This window comes from Xanthomonas sp. D-109, from assembly GCF_017746095.1.
In the GTDB taxonomy this organism is placed as follows: domain Bacteria; phylum Pseudomonadota; class Gammaproteobacteria; order Xanthomonadales; family Xanthomonadaceae; genus Xanthomonas_A; species Xanthomonas_A sacchari.
In genome coordinates this window covers 568,312-584,605 of sequence record NZ_JAGHWV010000001.1, presented here as the reverse complement: position 1 = coordinate 584,605, position 16,294 = coordinate 568,312, and the positions used below count along the sequence as shown (strand labels likewise).

General features: G+C 69.9%; 13 protein-coding genes. 7 read left to right on the top strand and 6 right to left on the bottom strand.

Annotation, left to right across the window (positions count from 1 at the left end):
- Positions 1-49: 49 nt before the first annotated feature.
- Complete coding sequence (locus J7357_RS02440) at positions 50-3,172, bottom strand: efflux RND transporter permease subunit (RefSeq protein ID WP_209244623.1); 3,123 nt, start codon at positions 3,170-3,172, stop codon at positions 50-52.
- A gap of 6 nt (positions 3,173-3,178) precedes the next feature.
- Entirely contained in the window at positions 3,179-4,342 is a 1,164-nt protein-coding gene (locus J7357_RS02435) for an efflux RND transporter periplasmic adaptor subunit (RefSeq protein WP_209244621.1), read from the bottom strand.
- A gap of 62 nt (positions 4,343-4,404) precedes the next feature.
- Here J7357_RS02435 and J7357_RS02430 point away from each other — a divergent pair, with 62 nt between their 5' ends.
- Positions 4,405-5,109, top strand: coding sequence for a TetR/AcrR family transcriptional regulator (locus J7357_RS02430; RefSeq protein ID WP_244667187.1), 705 nt, complete (start codon positions 4,405-4,407; stop codon positions 5,107-5,109).
- 19 nt (positions 5,110-5,128) lie between these two features.
- Here the strand turns inward: J7357_RS02430 and J7357_RS02425 are convergent, their stop codons facing one another.
- Positions 5,129-6,700, bottom strand: a complete 1,572-nt coding sequence (locus J7357_RS02425; RefSeq protein WP_209244619.1) for a YdiU family protein — start codon at positions 6,698-6,700, stop codon at positions 5,129-5,131.
- Between the two features lie 258 nt (positions 6,701-6,958).
- Between J7357_RS02425 and J7357_RS02420 the strand changes: the two genes are divergently transcribed.
- Positions 6,959-7,852, top strand: a complete 894-nt coding sequence (locus J7357_RS02420; RefSeq protein WP_209244617.1) for an alpha/beta hydrolase — start codon at positions 6,959-6,961, stop codon at positions 7,850-7,852.
- 37 nt (positions 7,853-7,889) lie between these two features.
- Here J7357_RS02420 and J7357_RS02415 read toward each other — a convergent pair whose 3' ends face one another.
- The gene (locus J7357_RS02415) at positions 7,890-8,582 is read right to left on the bottom strand and encodes a glutathione S-transferase (RefSeq protein WP_010342983.1); all 693 of its coding nucleotides are present in this window, start codon (positions 8,580-8,582) and stop codon (positions 7,890-7,892) included.
- A gap of 207 nt (positions 8,583-8,789) precedes the next feature.
- Positions 8,790-8,999 carry a cold-shock protein gene (locus tag J7357_RS02410; RefSeq protein ID WP_008576153.1) on the bottom strand — a complete coding sequence of 70 codons (210 nt, stop codon included), beginning with the start codon at positions 8,997-8,999 and terminating at the stop codon, positions 8,790-8,792.
- Between the two features lie 482 nt (positions 9,000-9,481).
- Here J7357_RS02410 and J7357_RS02405 point away from each other — a divergent pair, with 482 nt between their 5' ends.
- From J7357_RS02405 to J7357_RS02395, 3 genes are all read left to right on the top strand, one after another.
- The gene (locus tag J7357_RS02405; RefSeq protein ID WP_209244615.1) at positions 9,482-10,027 is read left to right on the top strand and encodes a YaeQ family protein; all 546 of its coding nucleotides are present in this window, start codon (positions 9,482-9,484) and stop codon (positions 10,025-10,027) included.
- On the top strand, positions 10,024-11,220 hold the full coding sequence (locus J7357_RS02400; RefSeq protein ID WP_209244613.1) for an NAD(P)/FAD-dependent oxidoreductase: 1,197 nt from the start codon (positions 10,024-10,026) through the stop codon (positions 11,218-11,220). Before J7357_RS02405 ends, J7357_RS02400 begins: the two co-directional genes overlap by 4 nt.
- A gap of 188 nt (positions 11,221-11,408) precedes the next feature.
- Positions 11,409-13,481 (top strand): EAL domain-containing protein, encoded by a 2,073-nt coding sequence (locus tag J7357_RS02395; RefSeq protein ID WP_209244611.1) that lies wholly within the window; start codon positions 11,409-11,411, stop codon positions 13,479-13,481.
- Positions 13,482-13,566: 85 nt separating this feature from the next.
- Here J7357_RS02395 and htpX read toward each other — a convergent pair whose 3' ends face one another.
- Positions 13,567-14,451 (bottom strand): protease HtpX, encoded by an 885-nt coding sequence (gene htpX / locus J7357_RS02390; RefSeq protein ID WP_209244609.1) that lies wholly within the window; start codon positions 14,449-14,451, stop codon positions 13,567-13,569.
- 104 nt (positions 14,452-14,555) lie between these two features.
- On the opposite strand from htpX, the gene gluQRS reads away from it, so the two are divergent.
- Positions 14,556-15,482, top strand: coding sequence for a tRNA glutamyl-Q(34) synthetase GluQRS (gluQRS, locus tag J7357_RS02385; protein WP_209244607.1), 927 nt, complete (start codon positions 14,556-14,558; stop codon positions 15,480-15,482).
- A 60-nt stretch (positions 15,483-15,542) separates the two neighbouring features.
- Positions 15,543-16,283, top strand: a complete 741-nt coding sequence (locus tag J7357_RS02380; protein ID WP_209244605.1) for a beta-ketoacyl-ACP reductase — start codon at positions 15,543-15,545, stop codon at positions 16,281-16,283.
- The last annotated feature ends 11 nt before the right edge of the window (positions 16,284-16,294 follow it).

Below are 16,294 nucleotides of genomic sequence, written 5' to 3'. Positions count from 1 at the left end.
TAGTCGCAAGGCGGCACCGCGTCGCGGGGCCGCCTCGTCGGTCTACGGCTTACGCCGCCGCAGCGCTCGCGTCCTGCCGCGCCGGACCGTGAAACAGACGGCGCACCAATACGAAGAACAGCGGCACCAGCAGCACCGCCAGCGCGGTGCCGGTGACCATGCCGCCGATCACGCACACGCCGATCTCGCGGCGGCTGGACGCACCGGCGCCGGTCGACAGCGCCAGCGGCAGCACGCCGGCCACGAACGCCAGCGAGGTCATCACGATCGGCCGCAGGCGCAGCCGCGCACCTTCCAGCGTCGCCTCCAGCAAGGGCATGCCCGCGCGCTGCCGCGCCTCGGCGAACTCGACGATCAGGATCGCGTTCTTCGCCGACAGGCCGATCGTGGTCAGCAGGCCGACCTGGAAATAGATGTCGTTGACGAACCCGGCCAGCGTGGTCGCCAGCACCGTGCCGACCACGCCCAGCGGGATCACCAGCAGCACCGCCACCGGGATCGACCAGCTCTCGTACAGCGCCGCCAGGCACAGGAAAATGAACAGGATCGAGGCGGTGTACAGCCACAGCGTCTGGTTGCTGGACAACTGCTCCTGGTAGGACAGCCCACTCCACTGCAGGTCGAAGCCCTCCTGCTTGGCCACGATCGCCTGCATCCGCTGCATCGCCTCGCCGGAACTGCTGCCGGCCGCCGCGCCGCCCTGGATCTGCGATGCCGGCAGGCCGTTGAAACGCTGCTGCAGCTGCGGGCCGCGGGTCCAGTGGGTGCTGGCGAAACTGGCGAACGGCGCCATCTGCCCGCCGCTGCCGCGCACGTACCACTGCGCGATGTCCTCCGGCAGCGCGCGGTACGGCGCATCGCCCTGCACGTACACGCGCTTGACCCGGCCGCGGTCGATGAAGTCGTTGACGTAGCTGCCGCCCCAGGCGGTGGCGAGGGTCGCGTTGATGTCGCTCTGCGCCAGCCCCAGCGCGCTGGCCTGGGCGTGGTCGATGTCCACCTGCAACTGCGCCTTGTCGCCCAGGCCGTTGAGCCGCACCGCAGTGAGTTGCGGATCGTCGCCGGCCTCCTTGAGCACCTGCTGCTGCGCCTTCAGCAGCGCCGCGCGGCCGGCGCCGTCGCTGTCGCGAATCCACAGCTCGAAGCCGCTGGACTGGCCCAGGCCGCGCACCGCCGGCGGCGACAGCACGCTGATCTTGGCGTCGCTGACCCCGCGGAAATGCGCGTTGGCGCGGTCGATGATGGCCTGTGCGGTGTTGTCGCGGTTGCGCTCGCCCCACGGCGTGAGCGCCACGAAGGCCTGGCCGGCGTTCTGCCCGGTGCCGGCGTTGTTGCGGCCCACCACCATGAAGATCGCGGTGAGATTGGCCTTCTCGTGGGTCATGAAGTAGTCGCTGATGCGCTCGCCAAGGGCCTGGGTCTTGGCCAGCGGCGTGCCTTCCGGCGTGGTGAACTGGATCTGCACCTGGCCCTGGTCCTCCACCGGCAGGAAGCCGGTGGGCATGCGCATGTACAGCACCACCATCGCCAGCGCCACCAGCGCATACAGCGCCAGCCAGCGCCGCGGCCGCTGCAGCACGCCGCCGAGGCGACGCTGGTAGGCCTGCTGGCCGCGCTCGACGCTGCGGTTGAACCACTGGAAGAAGCGGCCGAGCTTGCGTTCCTGTTCCACCGGCTTGAGCAGGGTCGCGCACAGCGCCGGGGTCAGGGTCAGCGCGACCAGCGCCGACAGCGCCATCGCCGAGGCGATGGTGATCGAGAACTGCCGGTAGATGATGCCGGTGGAGCCGCCGAAGAACGCCATCGGCAGGAACACCGCGCCCAGCACCACGGTGATGCCGATCAGCGCGCCGGTGATCTCGCCCATCGAGCGCTCGGTGGCCTCGCGCGGCGGCAGGTGTTCCTCGTGCATGATCCGCTCGACGTTCTCCACCACCACGATGGCGTCGTCGACCAGCAGGCCGATCGCCAGCACCATCGCGAACAGGGTCAGCGTGTTGATGGTGAAACCGGCCGCGGCGAGGATGCCGAAGGTGCCCAGCAGCACCACCGGCACGGTGATCGCAGGGATCAGCGTGGCGCGCCAGTTCTGCAGGAACAGGAACATCACCACCACCACCAGGACGATCGCCTCGGCCAGGGTGTGCACCACGTTCTCGATCGAGATCCGCACGAACGGCGTGCTGTCGCGCGGATAGGCCACGTCCAGGCCCGGCGGGAAGGTCGGCTTGAGCCGTTCGATGGTGGCGTGGATCGCATCGGAGGTGGCGATCGCATTGGCGCCGGCCGACAGCGTCACCGAGAAGCCCGACGCCGGGTGGCCGTTGAGGGTGGCGTTGTTCTGGTAGTTCTCCGCGCCGATCTCCACCCGCGCCACGTCGCCCAGGCGCACGCTGGAACCGTCCGCGCGCGTGGCCAGGATGATCTGCCGGAACTGCTCTGGCGTCTGCAGGCGCGACTGCGCGGTGACCGTGGCGTTCAGTTCCTGCTCGGCGCCGGTGGGCAGCGCGCCGAGCTCGCCGGCGGTGACCTGGGTGTTCTGCGCCAGGATCGCGCTGCGCACGTCGCCCGGCATCAGTTGGTAGGCATTGAGCTTGTGCGGGTCCAGCCACACCCGCATCGCGTACTGCGCGCCGAACACGTTGATCTCGCCGACGCCGTTGATGCGGCTGATCGGATCCTGCAGGGTGCTGACCAGGTAGTCGGAGATGTCGACGTTGTCCATGCGGTCGGTGCGGTCGTAGATCGCCACCGCCATCAGGCTGTCGCCCTGCGACTTGGCCACGGTCACGCCCTGCTGCTGCACTTCCTGCGGCAGGCGATTGAGCGCCTGGTTGACCGCGTTCTGCACCTGCACCTGGGCGATGTCCGGATTGGCCGCCTGGTCGAAGGTGATGCTGATCCGCGCCTGCCCGGACGAGGAACTGGTCGAGGAGAAGTACAGCAGGTGGTCGATGCCCTTGATCTGCTGTTCGATCACCTGGGTGACGCTGTCCTCCACGGTCTGCGCCGAGGCGCCGTTGTAGGTGGCGGTGACGTTGACCGACGGCGGCGCGATGTCCGGGTACTGCTCGATCGGCAGGGTGAACACGGCGATGGCGCCGGCGGCCATGATGCAGATCGCCAGGACCCAGGCGAAGATCGGGCGGTGGATGAAGAAACGCGGCAGCATGCCGGCTCAGCCCTGGCCGGCGGCAGGCGCGGCGGCGGTGGCGGCGGTCTTCACCGTCACCTTGGCGCCGTCGCTGAGGCCTTGCCGGCCCGCCACCACCACCCGCTCGCCGGGCTTGAGGCCATCGCCGACCAGCCAGCGGTCGCCGACCGCGCGCAGCGTGGTGAACTCGCGCTGGCGCACCACGTTGTCGGCGCCCACCACCCAGGCCACCGCTTCGCCGCGCGGGGTGCGGTCCACCGCCGACTGCGGCACCAGCAGGGCCTGCTGGCGCACGCCCTGCCCGACCAGCGCGCGCACGTACATGCCGGGCAGCAGTTGCGCATCGGGATTGGGGAAGCGCGCGCGCAGGGTCACCGCACCGGTGGTCTCCTCCACGTCGATGTCGGCGAACTCCAGGGTGCCCGGCAGCGGGTACTCGGTGCCGTCGGACAGGGTCAGCCGCACCTGTGTGCTGGCCGGCTGTACGCCACCGGTGGCGATCGCCCGGCGCAGCGCCAGGAACTGATTGCCCGACTGGGTGATGTCCACGTTCATCGGATCCAGTTGCTGGATCTTGGCGATGGCGTCGGTCTGGTTGGCGGTGACCAGCGCACCCGGGGTCACCCGCGCGCGGCCGATGCGGCCGCCGATCGGCGCCAGCACCGTGGCGAAGCGCAGTTGCGTGCGCGCGGTATCCAGCGCCGCGCGCTGCGCGTCGCGGCTGGCCAGCGCCTGCTTGTAGGCGGCCTGCGCATCGTCCACGTCCTGCTGCGCGGCCAGTTGGGTCTTGCCCAGGGTGCGGTAACGCTCGGCGCGCAGCGTGGCGGCGGCGAGCGTGGCCTCGGCGGTGGCCAGGTTGGCCTGCGCCTGGTTGGCCGCGGCCTGGTACAGGGTCGGCTCGATCTGGAACAACGGCTGCCCGGCCCGCACCACGGCACCCTCCTCGAACAGCCGCTGGCGCAGGATGCCGCTGACCTGAGGCCGCACCTCCGATTCCTCCGACGCGACGGTGCGCCCGGCCAGCTCCACGCTCAACGGCACGCTCTGCGGCTGCAGGGTCACCACCTCCACCGTCTTCGCTGCCGGCGCCGGCGCCTTGCCTCCGCCCTTGCAGCCGGCGAACGCGAGCACGACGACGGACAGCAGCAACGGCAGCGCGCGGCGGCGCTGGACGAGAGGCGCGGGCATGCGCTTGATCCTGGGGACGACGAGGAGGATCATTTAATTTACTCAAAGACAAAAAAACATTCATGAAGGGAAGCACAACCCTTCGCCAGCCGGGTGCGCAAGCAACGACTGCGACACCCGAGGTGGCGGCTGCGGCCGCGCCCGCTCGGCCGCGCGGCCGGCCGGCGCTGGCGCGCCCGCGCCTGCTGGCGGCAGCGCGCACGCTGCTGCTGGAGCATGGGCTGGAGGTGTCGCTGGAACAGATCGCCAGCCAGGCCGGGCTGACCCGGCAGAGCCTGTACAACCACTTTTCCAGCAAGGCCGAACTGCTGATGCAGGTGTTCGAGGCCCTGGGCGAGGAATTGCAGACCCGCCTGGAGAACATCGGCAGCGCCACCGCGCAGGACCTGCCGGCGACCCTGCGGCAGATCGCGGTGACCGTGCCGGCGCACCTGTACGCGCCCGACGCCCTGCGCCTGCATCGCCTGCTGGTGCAGGCCAGCGCGCAGATGCCGGACCTGCTGCAATCGCTGCACCAGCGCCGCGCCGGCCGCCTGCGCGAGCGCCTGAGCGCCCTGCTGCAGACCCTGCACGCGCGTGGCGACGTCCAGGTCGATGCGCCCTTCCTCGCCGCCACCGCCTTCATCGGCGCCACCTTCGGCTACGCCTATCCCAGCGCGATGCTCAACGGGCAGGCGCCGGACGCGGCCGCCCAGCAGGCGCTGGCGGAGGAAGTGGTGGCGACCTTCCTGGCCGCCTGGCGCTATCGCGGCGCGACCGCGTCCTGAGCGCACGCGCCGGCCCCGCTCAGGAACTGCACGACAGCATCGAACAGCCGGCCCGGGCCCGCGCCCAGTCCGGACGCTTCGCCGCGAAGGCCTCGCGTCCCGGCTGCTCGTCGTAGGGACGCCGCATCACCTCCAGCAGTTCGTCGATGCCGCCGGTATCGCCCTGCTCGGCACGGTCGATCGCCTGCTGCGCCAGGTAGTTGCGCAGCACGTAGCGCGGGTTGGCCGCGCGCATCTGCTCCGCGCGTGCGGCGGCGGGCAGCGGATCCTGCTGCAGGCGCTGCGCATAGCGGGCCAGCCAGGCCTCGAACGCCGGCGCCTGCGCCGCCAGCTTGTCCGGGTCGTAGAACGCCTCGGCCAGTGCCGCCAGGGCCTGCGCCGGCGTCCACGGCTGCAGCGGCAATGCGCTCAAGCCGCGGAACCACAGGGTCATGTCGACCTCGCCCTGCTGCAGCAGATCCAGCACGTCGCGCATCAGCGTGACATCGTCGCCGCTGCAGGTCTCAAGGCCGAGCTTGGCCGCGATGTTGTCGCGCTCGGCCTGCGCATAGTCGGAACGGAACCGTTCGAGGCCGTCGTGCAGCGGCGCCACGTCGTCGAACAGCGGGGCCAGCGCCTGCGCCAACCGTCCCAGGTTCCAGTACGCGACCTGCGGCTGGGTGCCGAACCGGTAGCGGCGCCCCTGCGCATCGGTGGTGTTGGGCGTCCATTCCGGGTCGTAGTCGTCGACCCAGCCATAGGGGCCATAGTCGATGGTCAGCCCCAGAATCGACATGTTGTCGGTGTTCATCACCCCGTGCACGAAGCCGACCCGCATCCAGTGCGCCACCATGCGTGCGGTGCGCGCACAGATCTCGGCGAACCAGGCCGCGTCGCGCGCGCCGCCGGTCCCCGGCAATTCCGGGAAATCGCGCGCGATCACCAGATCGGCCAGGCGCCGCAGCAACGCGATGTCGCCGCGCGCGGCCGGCAGCTCGAAACTGCCGAAGCGCACGAACGAGGGCGCCACCCGGCACACCACCGCGCCCGGTTCGGCGCGCGGGTGACCGTCGTAGAACATGTCGCGCACCACCGTCTCGCCGGTGCCGACCAGGCTCAGCGCGCGCGTGGTCGGCACGCCCAGGTGATGCATGGCCTCGCTGCACAGGAACTCGCGGATCGAGGAGCGCAGCACCGCGCGGCCGTCGGCGCCGCGCGAATACGGCGTGGGCCCGGCACCCTTGAGTTGCAGCTCCCAGCGCCGCCCATCCACACCCAGGGCCTCGCCCAGCGAGATCGCGCGGCCGTCGCCGAGTTGCCCGGCCCAATGCCCGAACTGGTGGCCGCCGTAGTTCGCCGCGTAGGGCTGCATGCCCGCATAGAGCGCATTGCCGGCGAACACCGCGGCGAACTGCGGCGCCCGCACCTCCTGCTCGGACAGCCCGAGCAAGGCCGCCACCTCCGGCGAGTACGCCAGCAGCCGCGGCGCCGCCACCGGCGTCGGCTCGACCGGCGACCACAGCGCCCCAAGCACCTCGCGGCGCCGCGGCCCGGTTTCCGGGTCGCCAGGCAACTCGGCGACGAAACGATTGTCGAAACGCAAGGAGGACATGGGAGACAGCGTAGAAGTCGCAGGCTTCATTGGAAAGTCCGCAAGGTGAGCATCCAGTGCACGCTTCGTGGCGCGCAGGCATGCCAGGCCCCTCTCCCCCCGGGAGAGGGGTTGGGGTGAGGGTCCGACCACCGCGAAATCAAGGCGCAAGCGCAAAGCCGCGCTTTTGCGAATCCCCACTCCCCAATCCCCGCCCCACCTCCACTCGCCGCCGACACCCCCATCCGGCATGCTCCGCGCTCCTCTCCGGGATCGCCCATGTCCGACCGTCCATCTCGCCCCCGCTGGCCCCGCAACGCCCTGATCGCCCTGTCCTCGCTGCTGGTCTCGGCCTGCAGCAGCCTGTTCTTCGGCGGCCTCAACGCCGGCTCCTCGCGGCATGGCCTCAGCGAGCAGCGCGGCATCGTCTACGACGCCGCGCACGGCCTGGCGCTGGACGTGTACCGCCCGGCCGGGGTGCAGCACGCGCCGGTGGTAGTGTTCTTCCACGGCGGCACCTGGAAGACCGGCACCCGCCAGAACTACCGCTGGGCCGGCGAGGCGCTGGCGCGGCACGGCGTGGTCGCGATCGTGCCGGACTACCGCAAGTATCCGCAGGTGACCCTGGACGGCTTCATGCGCGACGCCGCCGCCGCGGTGGCCTGGAGCCAGCGCCATGCCGCCGAGTACGGCGGCGATCCGCAGCGACTGGTGCTGATGGGCCACTCCGCCGGCGCGCACATCGCCGCACTGCTGGCCACCGACGGCCACTGGCTGCAGGCGCAGGGCCTGTCGCCGCGGCAGCTGTGCGGCCTGGTCGGGCTGGCCGGTCCCTACGATTTCCTTCCACTGACCGACCCGGACCTGATCGGCATGTTCGGCCAGGACCCGGCGCAGCAGCGGCGCTCGCAGCCGGTGAACTTCGTCGACGGCGACGAGCCGCCGGCGCTGCTGCTGCACGGCGATGCCGACACCGTGGTGGAGCCGCACAACAGCCAATCGCTGCAGGCCGCGCTGCAGCGTGCCGGAGTGCCGGCGGAACTGAAGACCTATCCGGGCGTCGGCCACATGCGCCTGGTGCTGGCGCTGCGCAAGGACGACCCGGCGCTCCCGGTCATGGCCGACAGCATCGCCTTCGTACGCACCTGCCCGGCCCGCCCCGGCGTCCGCTGACCGCGCGGGAGGCGCGGCCGGCGGGCGCGCGACAGGCTCAGTCGTTCGCGCCACCGAGCAGCTCGAACGGACCGCCCTGCTGCAGCGCACGCTGGTAGGCGGGGCGCTGCTCGATCCGCTGCACGAACCCGGCCAGGTTCGGATGCGCCTGCAGGCCGATGCGCGCCGCCGCGGCCTGCACCGGGAAGCTCATCTGCACGTCCGCGGCAGTGAAGCGGTCGCCGGCGAACCAGCCGGTGGCCGCCAGCTCGCGCTCCATCCAGTCCAGGTGCAGGCGCACCTGCGGCCCGACGAAGCTGCGCATCGCCTTGTCGACGATGCCCTTGGCGATCGGCCGGGCGAAGAACGGCATCTTTGCCGAGCGGATCCGCCCGAACACCAGGCTCATCAGCAGCGGCGGCATCGCCGAGCCTTCGGCGTAGTGCATCCAGTAGCGGTAGCGCAGGCGCTCGGGCGAATCCAGCGGCTGCGGCGCCGGCGACAGCGTGCAGCCGGTGTCGTAGCGGTCCACCAGATAGTCGAGGATCGCCCCGGACTCGGCCAGCACGTGGCCGTCGTCCACCAGCACCGGCGACTTGCCCAGCGGATGGATCGCGCGCAGTTCCGGCGGCGCCAGCATGGTCTTGGGGTCGCGCTGGTACTTGATCACCTGGTACGGCAGCGCCAGTTCCTCCAGCAACCACAGCACGCGCTGCGACCGGGACTGGTTGAGGTGATGCACGGTGATCATGGCAGCGACTCCAGCGACGTGGGGGCCGCCATCGTAGCCGGATGCGGGTGTGAACCGGCGTGTGCATGGACATCGCCGCAGCGCTCTGCGCTACGCCGCGAATGGCCACAGCTGGCGCGAACGCGCGCCCGACGCCACCATCGCCCAAAACAAAAACGCCGGAAGCTTGCGCTTCCGGCGTTCGGCACCTTGCGGTGGCGGGCGTCCTTAGACGGCCTGCACCTGGTCAGCCTGCATACCCTTCTGGCCCTGCACGGCGACGAAGGTCACCTTCTGGCCTTCCTGCAGCGACTTGAAGCCGGTGCCCTGGATCGCGCGGAAGTGCACGAACAGGTCCGGGCCGCTTTCCGGGGTGATGAAGCCGAAGCCCTTGGCATCGTTGAACCACTTCACGGTACCGCTCTGACGCTCAGACATTTGCTAACTCCTGAAACATTGAATTGAAGAAATCGCGGCCATCGGATATCGAGGCCGAGACTGAGTTGCAGGCGTTAGTAAAGCGAGCGGAACGATGAAGTGGATCGTGAGATCTACTGCACCAAGCCACGATTCACGGTGACTCTAGCAAACACAGTGGGGCCACCATACGCGGGTCGCGATCAAAAAGCGACATCTTTGTGTAGACAAACCGGGATCCACCACAAGGAAGCTGAACCTCACCCTAAAGTTAGCGCCGGCGCGGCCGATCCTGCTGCCGATCCGCGAAAACTGCGCAAATCTGCCGCCTGCCGGGCAACGGCGACTGAGGCGATGAACGCCGCTGACACCGCCGCATCCCCCAGCGCCCCTCTCGCCTCTGCTGTGCCCACCCGGCATCGATCCTCGGGCCCCACCCGCGGCACGGATGGGCGGCGGCCCCGCACACCGTATCCTATTGCGCCCTCGATCCCGGTAGCCGCATGGCCCTCACCGCCACCCTCCGCAAGGCGGAGCTGCAGATTTCCGACATGGACCGCGGCTACTACGCCGCCCACTCCCTGACCCTGGCGCAACATCCGTCCGAGACCGACCAGCGGCTGATGGCGCGCCTGCTGACCTTCGCCCTGTACGCCGAGGAGCGCCTGCTGTTCGGCAAGGGCCTGAGCAGCGACGACGAGCCCGACCTGTGGCGGATGGACTACACCGGTGCGATCGAGCAATGGATCGAGGTCGGCCAGCCCGACGAATCGCGGGTGCGCAAGGCCTGCGGGCGGGCGCGTTCGGTGGTGGTGGCCAACTACGGCGGCCGCGCCGCGGACATCTGGTGGGACAAGAACGCCTCGGCGCTGGGCAAGCTCAAGCAGGTGCAGGTGATCGACCTGCCGGCCGATGCCGTCGCCGCGGCGGCCGAGCTGATCCAGCGCAGCATGCGTTTCGACGTGGTGATCCAGGACGGCGAGGTGCAGTGGCTGGGCGACAGCGGCAGCTTCGCCTTCACCCCCACGGTGCGCAAAGCCGCGGCATGAGCGCCGGGACCGCCCCCCTCCGCACCGACGTCGTGGTGATCGGCGCCGGCGCCGCCGGGCTGATGTGCGCGATCGCCGCCGGCCAGCGTGGGCGCCGGGTGCGGGTGATCGACCACGCCAACAAGGTCGGCAAGAAGATCCTGATGTCCGGCGGCGGCCGCTGCAACTTCACCAATACCGGTACCGGCCCGGGCAACTTCCTGTCGGCCAACCCGCACTTCTGCAAGTCGGCGCTGGCCCGCTACCGCCCCACCGACTTCATCGACCTGGTCGAGCGCCACGGCATCGCCTATCACGAGAAGGAACTGGGGCAGTTGTTCTGCGACATCTCCTCCAAGCAGATCGTGCGCATGCTGATGGACGAGTGCGCCGCAGCCGGCGTCACCGTGCGCACCGACTGCAGCGTGCGCGCGGTGGAACGCGGCAGCGAGGGCTTCCGCCTGGACACCGACGACGGCCCGGTGCACGCGGATTCGCTGGTGGTGGCGACCGGCGGCCTGTCCATCCCCAGCCTCGGCGCCAGCGGCTTCGGCTACGAGCTGGCGCGGCAGTTCGGCCACGCCGTGCTGCCGACCCGCGCCGGCCTGGTGCCGCTGACCCTGAGCGGCAAGCACCAGGAACGCCTGCACGACCTGTCCGGCCTGGCCTTGCCGGTGGAGGCCCGTTGCAACGGCGCAAGCTTCCGTAACTTCATGCTGATCACCCACCGCGGCGTCAGCGGCCCGGCGATCCTGCAGATCTCTTCCTATTGGCAGCCGGGCGACGACCTGCGCCTGGACCTGCTGCCGGGGCAGGACGCGGCGACCTGGCTGCGCGAACAGAAGCGCCTGCGCGGCGCCGCCGAACTGCGCACGGTGCTGGGCGAGGCGCTGCCGCGCCGCTTCGCGCAACGCCTGTGCGAGGTGTGGCTGCCGGACAAGCCGGTGCGCCAGCTGGACGAGCCGCAGCTGCGCGCCACCGCCGAGCTGCTGGGCGCCTGGCCGCTGGTGGCCAGCGGCACCGAGGGCTACCGCACCGCCGAAGTCACCCTGGGCGGCGTGGACACCGACCAGGTGTCGTCCTCGACCATGGAATCGCGACGCGTACCCGGCCTGTACTTCGTCGGCGAAGTGCTCGACGTCACCGGCTGGCTGGGCGGCTACAACTTCCAGTGGGCCTGGGCCTCGGGCCATGCGGCTGGTTTGGCGGCCTAGCGGCCGGGAATGGGGAATCGGGAATGGGGACTCGAAACACCGCTCGTTGCGCGCGCGTCCCGGTCCGCCCGCGAACGTTAAGACACGATAGTCCGCTCTTGCGACTCCCCATTCCCGATTCCCCATTCCCGAACAACATGGACGCGACAGCGGGCATCGTGTATTAAACCCCGTCCCCGGGAGGCTTCATGCACACAGGCAAAGACATCACCCTCCGCCTGATGATCGTCGACGACAGCGGCGAAGACGCCGAGGCGATCGTCAGCAGCCTGCGCAACAGCGGCATCGCGGTGCGCCCGTCGCGGCCGCAGCACGCCGAGGAGTTGTCGGCGATGCTGGCCGCGCAGCCGATCGACCTGGTGCTCAGCGCACAGGCCCAGTCGATCCCCCTGCCGCAGGTGCTGCAGCGGGTCGCGGCCAGTGGCAAGGACATCCCGGTCATCGTGCTGGCCGAGCGCATCGACGAGAACGAATGGCTGGAGGCGGTGGCCGGCGGCGCGCGCGCGATCGCGCTGCGGCAGCGTCCCGAGCATTTGCTGGCGGTGGTCCGCACCACCTGGGCCGATCTGCAGGCGCGGCGCGGGCTGCGCCGGATCGAGGCGCAGATGCGCGAGACCGAGCGCCGCTGCGACGCGCTGATCGCCTCCTCGCGCGACCCGATCGCCTACATCCACGAAGGCATGCACATCCGCGCCAACGATGCCTACCTGGAGATGTTCGGGTTCGCGTCGTTCGACGACGTCGAAGGCGTGTCGCTGCTGGACATGGTCGCCCCGCAGCACGTGGAAGGCTTCAAGCAGTTGCTGAAGTCGCTGAGCAAGGGCGAGCCGCCGCCGGCGCAGTACCAGGTGGACGCGCGCACCCTGGAAGGCGACAGCTTTCCGGCGACCATGGAATTCGCCACCGCCAGCTACGAGGGCGAGGCCTGCGTGCAGGTGGTGTTCCGCCGCCGCGAAGAGTTCGACCCGGAACTGGCGCGCGAGGTCGAGGACCTGCGCCAGCGCGACCAGGTCACCGGCCTGCTCAATCGCCCCACCTTCATGCTGGCGCTGGAAACCGCCGTGGCCCAGGTCGGCCGCGGCGAAGGCCAGTACGGCTTCCTGCTGGTCGAACCGGATCATTACGCGCGGCTGCTGGCCGACATCGGCCTGGACTCGGCCGACGCGCTGGTCGCAGCATTGGCCCAGCACCTGGCCGCCGCCATCGACGGCGACGTACAGGCGGCGCGCTTCGGCGAGCACAACTTCGCCCTGCTGCTGGAAGGCGACTACGCGCGCACCGCGGCGCTGGCCGAGCGCCTGCTGCAGGCCTACGCCAGCCAGGTGTTCAGCGTCGGCGAGCGCTCGGCCACGGTCACCGTCAGCATCGGCGGCGTGCAGATCGGCGAGAAGATCGCCAGCGTCGGCCAGGTCCTGGCCCGCGCCAGCGAGAACGTGCAGGCGACCGTGGAACTGGGCGGCAACGCCTGCAAGATCTTCGACCCGGGCGCGGCCGATCGCCTTGAAGAGGAGCGCGTACAGCGCTGGGTCCAGCACCTGCGCGAGGCCCTGGCCGGCGACGGCTTCCTACTGCACTACCAGCCGGTGCTGAACCTGCAGGGCGACCAGCACGAGCTGTACGAGGCTTACCTGCGCCTGGAGCGCAACGACGAACTGATCGGCCCGTCGACCTTCCTCGGCATCGCCGCCGAGCATGGCCTGACCGCCGAGATCGACCGCTGGGTGGTCTCTCGTGCGATCGCCGTGATCGGCGAGCGCCAGCGCGCCGGCCACGCCACCAGCCTGTTGGTCAAGGTCAGCCCGGAGGCCTTCGCCGACACGCAGATGGTCGACCTGATCCGGCGCGAACTGGCGACGCACGGCGTGCCCGGCGACCGCCTGTGGCTGCAGACGCCGGAAGCCAAGGTGTTCACGCATCTGCGCAACGCCCAGCAATTCCTGGCCGACGCCACCGCGCTGGACTGCAAGGTCGGGCTGGAACAGTTCGGCTCCGGCCTGGATTCGTTCCAGTTGCTGGCGCACTTCCAGCCCTCGTTCCTGAAGCTGGACCGCGGCTTCACCCAGGACCTGACCCAGACCCGCGAACACCAGGACAAGATCCGCGAGATCACCGCACGCGCCCAATCGGCCGGCATCCGCACCATCGCCGAGTTCGTCTCCGACGCTACCTCGATGAGCCTGCTGTTCAGTGCCGGCGTCGATTACGTGCAGGGCGAGTTCGTCGGCCTGGCAGCGCCGGGGATGAACTTCGATTTTGCCTGAGAGGCCGGGATTGGGGATTCGGGATTGGGGATTGGCAAAAGCCGCTACCGGCGCAGGCATTTGCCTGCGCCGGTAGCGGTCGACCTCAGCTCACTGTCGCGTTGACGTGCGAGGCGCGCAGGGTGGCGATGCGCTCGGACAGTGGCGGGTGGCTCATGAACAGCTTGCGCAGGCCCTGGCCCAGGCCGCCGGCGATGCCGAACGCCTGCACCTGCGACGGCAGCGTGCTCTGGCCGTGGTTGAGTTCCAGGCGCTGCAGCGCGGCGATCATCTTGGCGCGGCCGGCCAGGCTGGCGCCGCCGGCGTCGGCGCGGAACTCTCGGTAGCGCGAGAACCACATTGCGATCATCGTCGCGAACAGGCCGAACACCAGCTCCAACACCATCACGATCGCGTAGTAGGCCAGGCCGCGACGGCCGTCGCGGTTGCCCGACAGGTAGCTGTCGACCACGCCGCCGACCACGCGCGCCAGCACGATCACGAAGGTGTTGAGTACGCCCTGCAGCAGCGCCATGGTCACCATGTCGCCGTTGGCGATGTGGCTGATCTCATGGCCCAGCACCGCCTCGGCCTCGTCCTCGGTCATGTTCTGCAGCAGGCCGGTGGAGACCGCGACCAGCGCGTTGTTGCGGTTGGCGCCGGTGGCGAAGGCGTTGATTTCCGGACCGTCGTACACGGCGACCTCGGGCATGCCGATGCCGGCGGCCTGCGCCTGGCGCTGCACGGTCTGCAGCAGCCAGCGCTCGGTGTGGTTGCGCGGCTCGGTGATGACATGCGCGCCGGTGGCGCGCTTGGCCATGAACTTGGACAGCAGCAGCGACACCAGCGAGCCGCCGAAGCCGAAGATCGCGGCCATCACCAGCAGGCCGCCCATCTGGTTGGGGTTGACCCCGAACACGGACATGACAATGCCGGCCAGGACCAGCACCGCCAGGTTGGTGATGAGGAACAGGACGATGCGATTGAACATGTGAGCGTGGGCTCCGCACTGATTAAATGGTAGGGATTGGATCGAATCTGCGGTGTTGGCCGCTTGAATTCAAGCGCGTACCTGACCGAGGATTCAGCTTGTCCATGTCCCCGCCTCCCTACCGCGGCCGTTTCGCGCCCTCGCCTACCGGCCCGCTGCACCTGGGTTCGCTACTCGCCGCCTTCGGTAGCTGGCTGCTGGCGCGTCGCGCCGGCGGGCAATGGCTGCTGCGCATCGAGGACGTGGACAGCCCGCGCAGCGTGCCCGGTGCCGCCGAGCGGCAACTGGCCAGCCTGCGCGCCTGCGGCCTGGAGGCCGACGGCCCGGTGCTGCGGCAGAGCGAGCGCGACCCGGTCTACCGCGAGGCGGCGCAGCGACTGCTGCAGGCCGGCCTGGCCTTTCCCTGCAGTTGCAGCCGCAGCGACCTGGCGGCGCAAGGCGGCGTGCACCATGCCTGCGTGGCGACCCAGGTCCGCGCGCACCCGGCGCTGCGCCTGCGCGTGCCGCCCGGCGCGGCCAGCGTGGTCGCCTTCGACGACGGCGTCCGCGGCCGACTGCGCCAGGACGTCTACACCGAAGTCGGCGATGTGGTGCTGCTGCGCGCCGACGGCTGCTGGGCCTACCAACTGGCGGTGGTGGTCGACGATGCCGCGCAAGGCATCACCGACGTGGTGCGCGGCGCCGACCTGCTCGATTCCACGCCGCGGCAGATCCTGCTGCAGCGCGCGCTGGGCCTGCCGACCCCGCGCTACCTGCACCTGCCGCTGCTGCTCGGTGCCGACGGCCGCAAGCTGTCCAAATCGCATGCCGCGCTGCCGCTGGACGACGCCGACCCGCTGCCGGCGCTGCGCCTGGCCTGGGCGACGTTGGGCCAGCCGCCGGCCGCGCTGGCAGGCGCCGGATCGGTACGGACACTGCTGGACTGCGCGCTGCGCAGCTTCGACCCGGCACGGCTGCCGGCGCAGGACCGACGCGTGGACGCCGCAGCACCGGCCGCGCCCGCTATCCCCAGCGACATCAAGGCTGACTAGAATCGCACCCTGGGCCGCGCCGCGGCCGCCCTTCTTCTTTCCCTATCCGGAGCGACATCCATGACATCACGCGTTGCGCTGGTCACCGGCGGCACCGGCGGCATCGGAACCGCGATCTGCGAGCGGCTGGCCGCGCAGGGCCACCGCGTGGCCAGCAACTACCGCGACGAGGCCAAGGCCCTGGCCTGGCAACAACGCATGCGCGAGCGCGGCCATGACGTCGCCATCGTCCCCGGCGACGTCGCCTCGCCCGAGCACGCGCAGACCCTGGTCCGCGAGGTCGAACGCCAGCTCGGCCCGGTCGAGATCCTGATCAACAACGCCGGCATCACCCGCGACACCACCTTCCACAAGATGACCGCCGAGCAATGGCACGAGGTCATCAACACCAACCTCAACTCGGTGTTCAACGTCACTCGCCCGGTGATCGAGGGCATGCGCCAGAAGCGCTGGGGGCGGGTCATCCAGATCAGCTCGATCAACGGCCTCAAGGGCCAGTACGGCCAAGCCAACTACGCCGCGGCCAAGGCCGGCATGCATGGCTTCACCATTTCCCTGGCGCGCGAGAACGCCAGCTACGGCATCACCGTCAACACGGTCTCGCCCGGCTACGTCGCCACCGACATGGTGATGGCGGTGCCGGAGGAAGTGCGCGCCAAGATCGCCGCCGACATTCCCACCGGGCGTCTCGGCAAGCCGGAGGAGATCGCCTACGCCGTGGCGTTCCTGGTGGCCGAGGAAGCGGCGTGGATCACCGGTTCGAACCTGGACATCAACGGCGGCCACCACATGGGGTGGTGAGCGGCTGAATC

What these genes read in the sequence shown, in the direction of transcription:
- J7357_RS02405 (WP_209244615.1), top strand. Translation starts at nt 9,482, where the DNA reads ATGGCCCTCACCGCCACCCTCCGCAAGGCGGAGCTGCAGATTTCCGAC.
- J7357_RS02400 (WP_209244613.1), top strand. Translation starts at nt 10,024, where the DNA reads ATGAGCGCCGGGACCGCCCCCCTCCGCACCGACGTCGTGGTGATCGGC.
- htpX (WP_209244609.1), bottom strand. Translation starts at nt 14,451, where the DNA reads ATGTTCAATCGCATCGTCCTGTTCCTCATCACCAACCTGGCGGTGCTG.
- J7357_RS02420 (WP_209244617.1), top strand. Translation starts at nt 6,959, where the DNA reads ATGTCCGACCGTCCATCTCGCCCCCGCTGGCCCCGCAACGCCCTGATC.
- J7357_RS02435 (WP_209244621.1), bottom strand. Translation starts at nt 4,342, where the DNA reads ATGCCCGCGCCTCTCGTCCAGCGCCGCCGCGCGCTGCCGTTGCTGCTG.
- J7357_RS02440 (WP_209244623.1), bottom strand. Translation starts at nt 3,172, where the DNA reads ATGCTGCCGCGTTTCTTCATCCACCGCCCGATCTTCGCCTGGGTCCTG.
- J7357_RS02380 (WP_209244605.1), top strand. Translation starts at nt 15,543, where the DNA reads ATGACATCACGCGTTGCGCTGGTCACCGGCGGCACCGGCGGCATCGGA.
- J7357_RS02425 (WP_209244619.1), bottom strand. Translation starts at nt 6,700, where the DNA reads ATGTCCTCCTTGCGTTTCGACAATCGTTTCGTCGCCGAGTTGCCTGGC.
- gluQRS (WP_209244607.1), top strand. Translation starts at nt 14,556, where the DNA reads ATGTCCCCGCCTCCCTACCGCGGCCGTTTCGCGCCCTCGCCTACCGGC.
- J7357_RS02430 (WP_244667187.1), top strand. Translation starts at nt 4,405, where the DNA reads ATGAAGGGAAGCACAACCCTTCGCCAGCCGGGTGCGCAAGCAACGACT.
- J7357_RS02395 (WP_209244611.1), top strand. Translation starts at nt 11,409, where the DNA reads ATGCACACAGGCAAAGACATCACCCTCCGCCTGATGATCGTCGACGAC.
- J7357_RS02415 (WP_010342983.1), bottom strand. Translation starts at nt 8,582, where the DNA reads ATGATCACCGTGCATCACCTCAACCAGTCCCGGTCGCAGCGCGTGCTG.
- J7357_RS02410 (WP_008576153.1), bottom strand. Translation starts at nt 8,999, where the DNA reads ATGTCTGAGCGTCAGAGCGGTACCGTGAAGTGGTTCAACGATGCCAAG.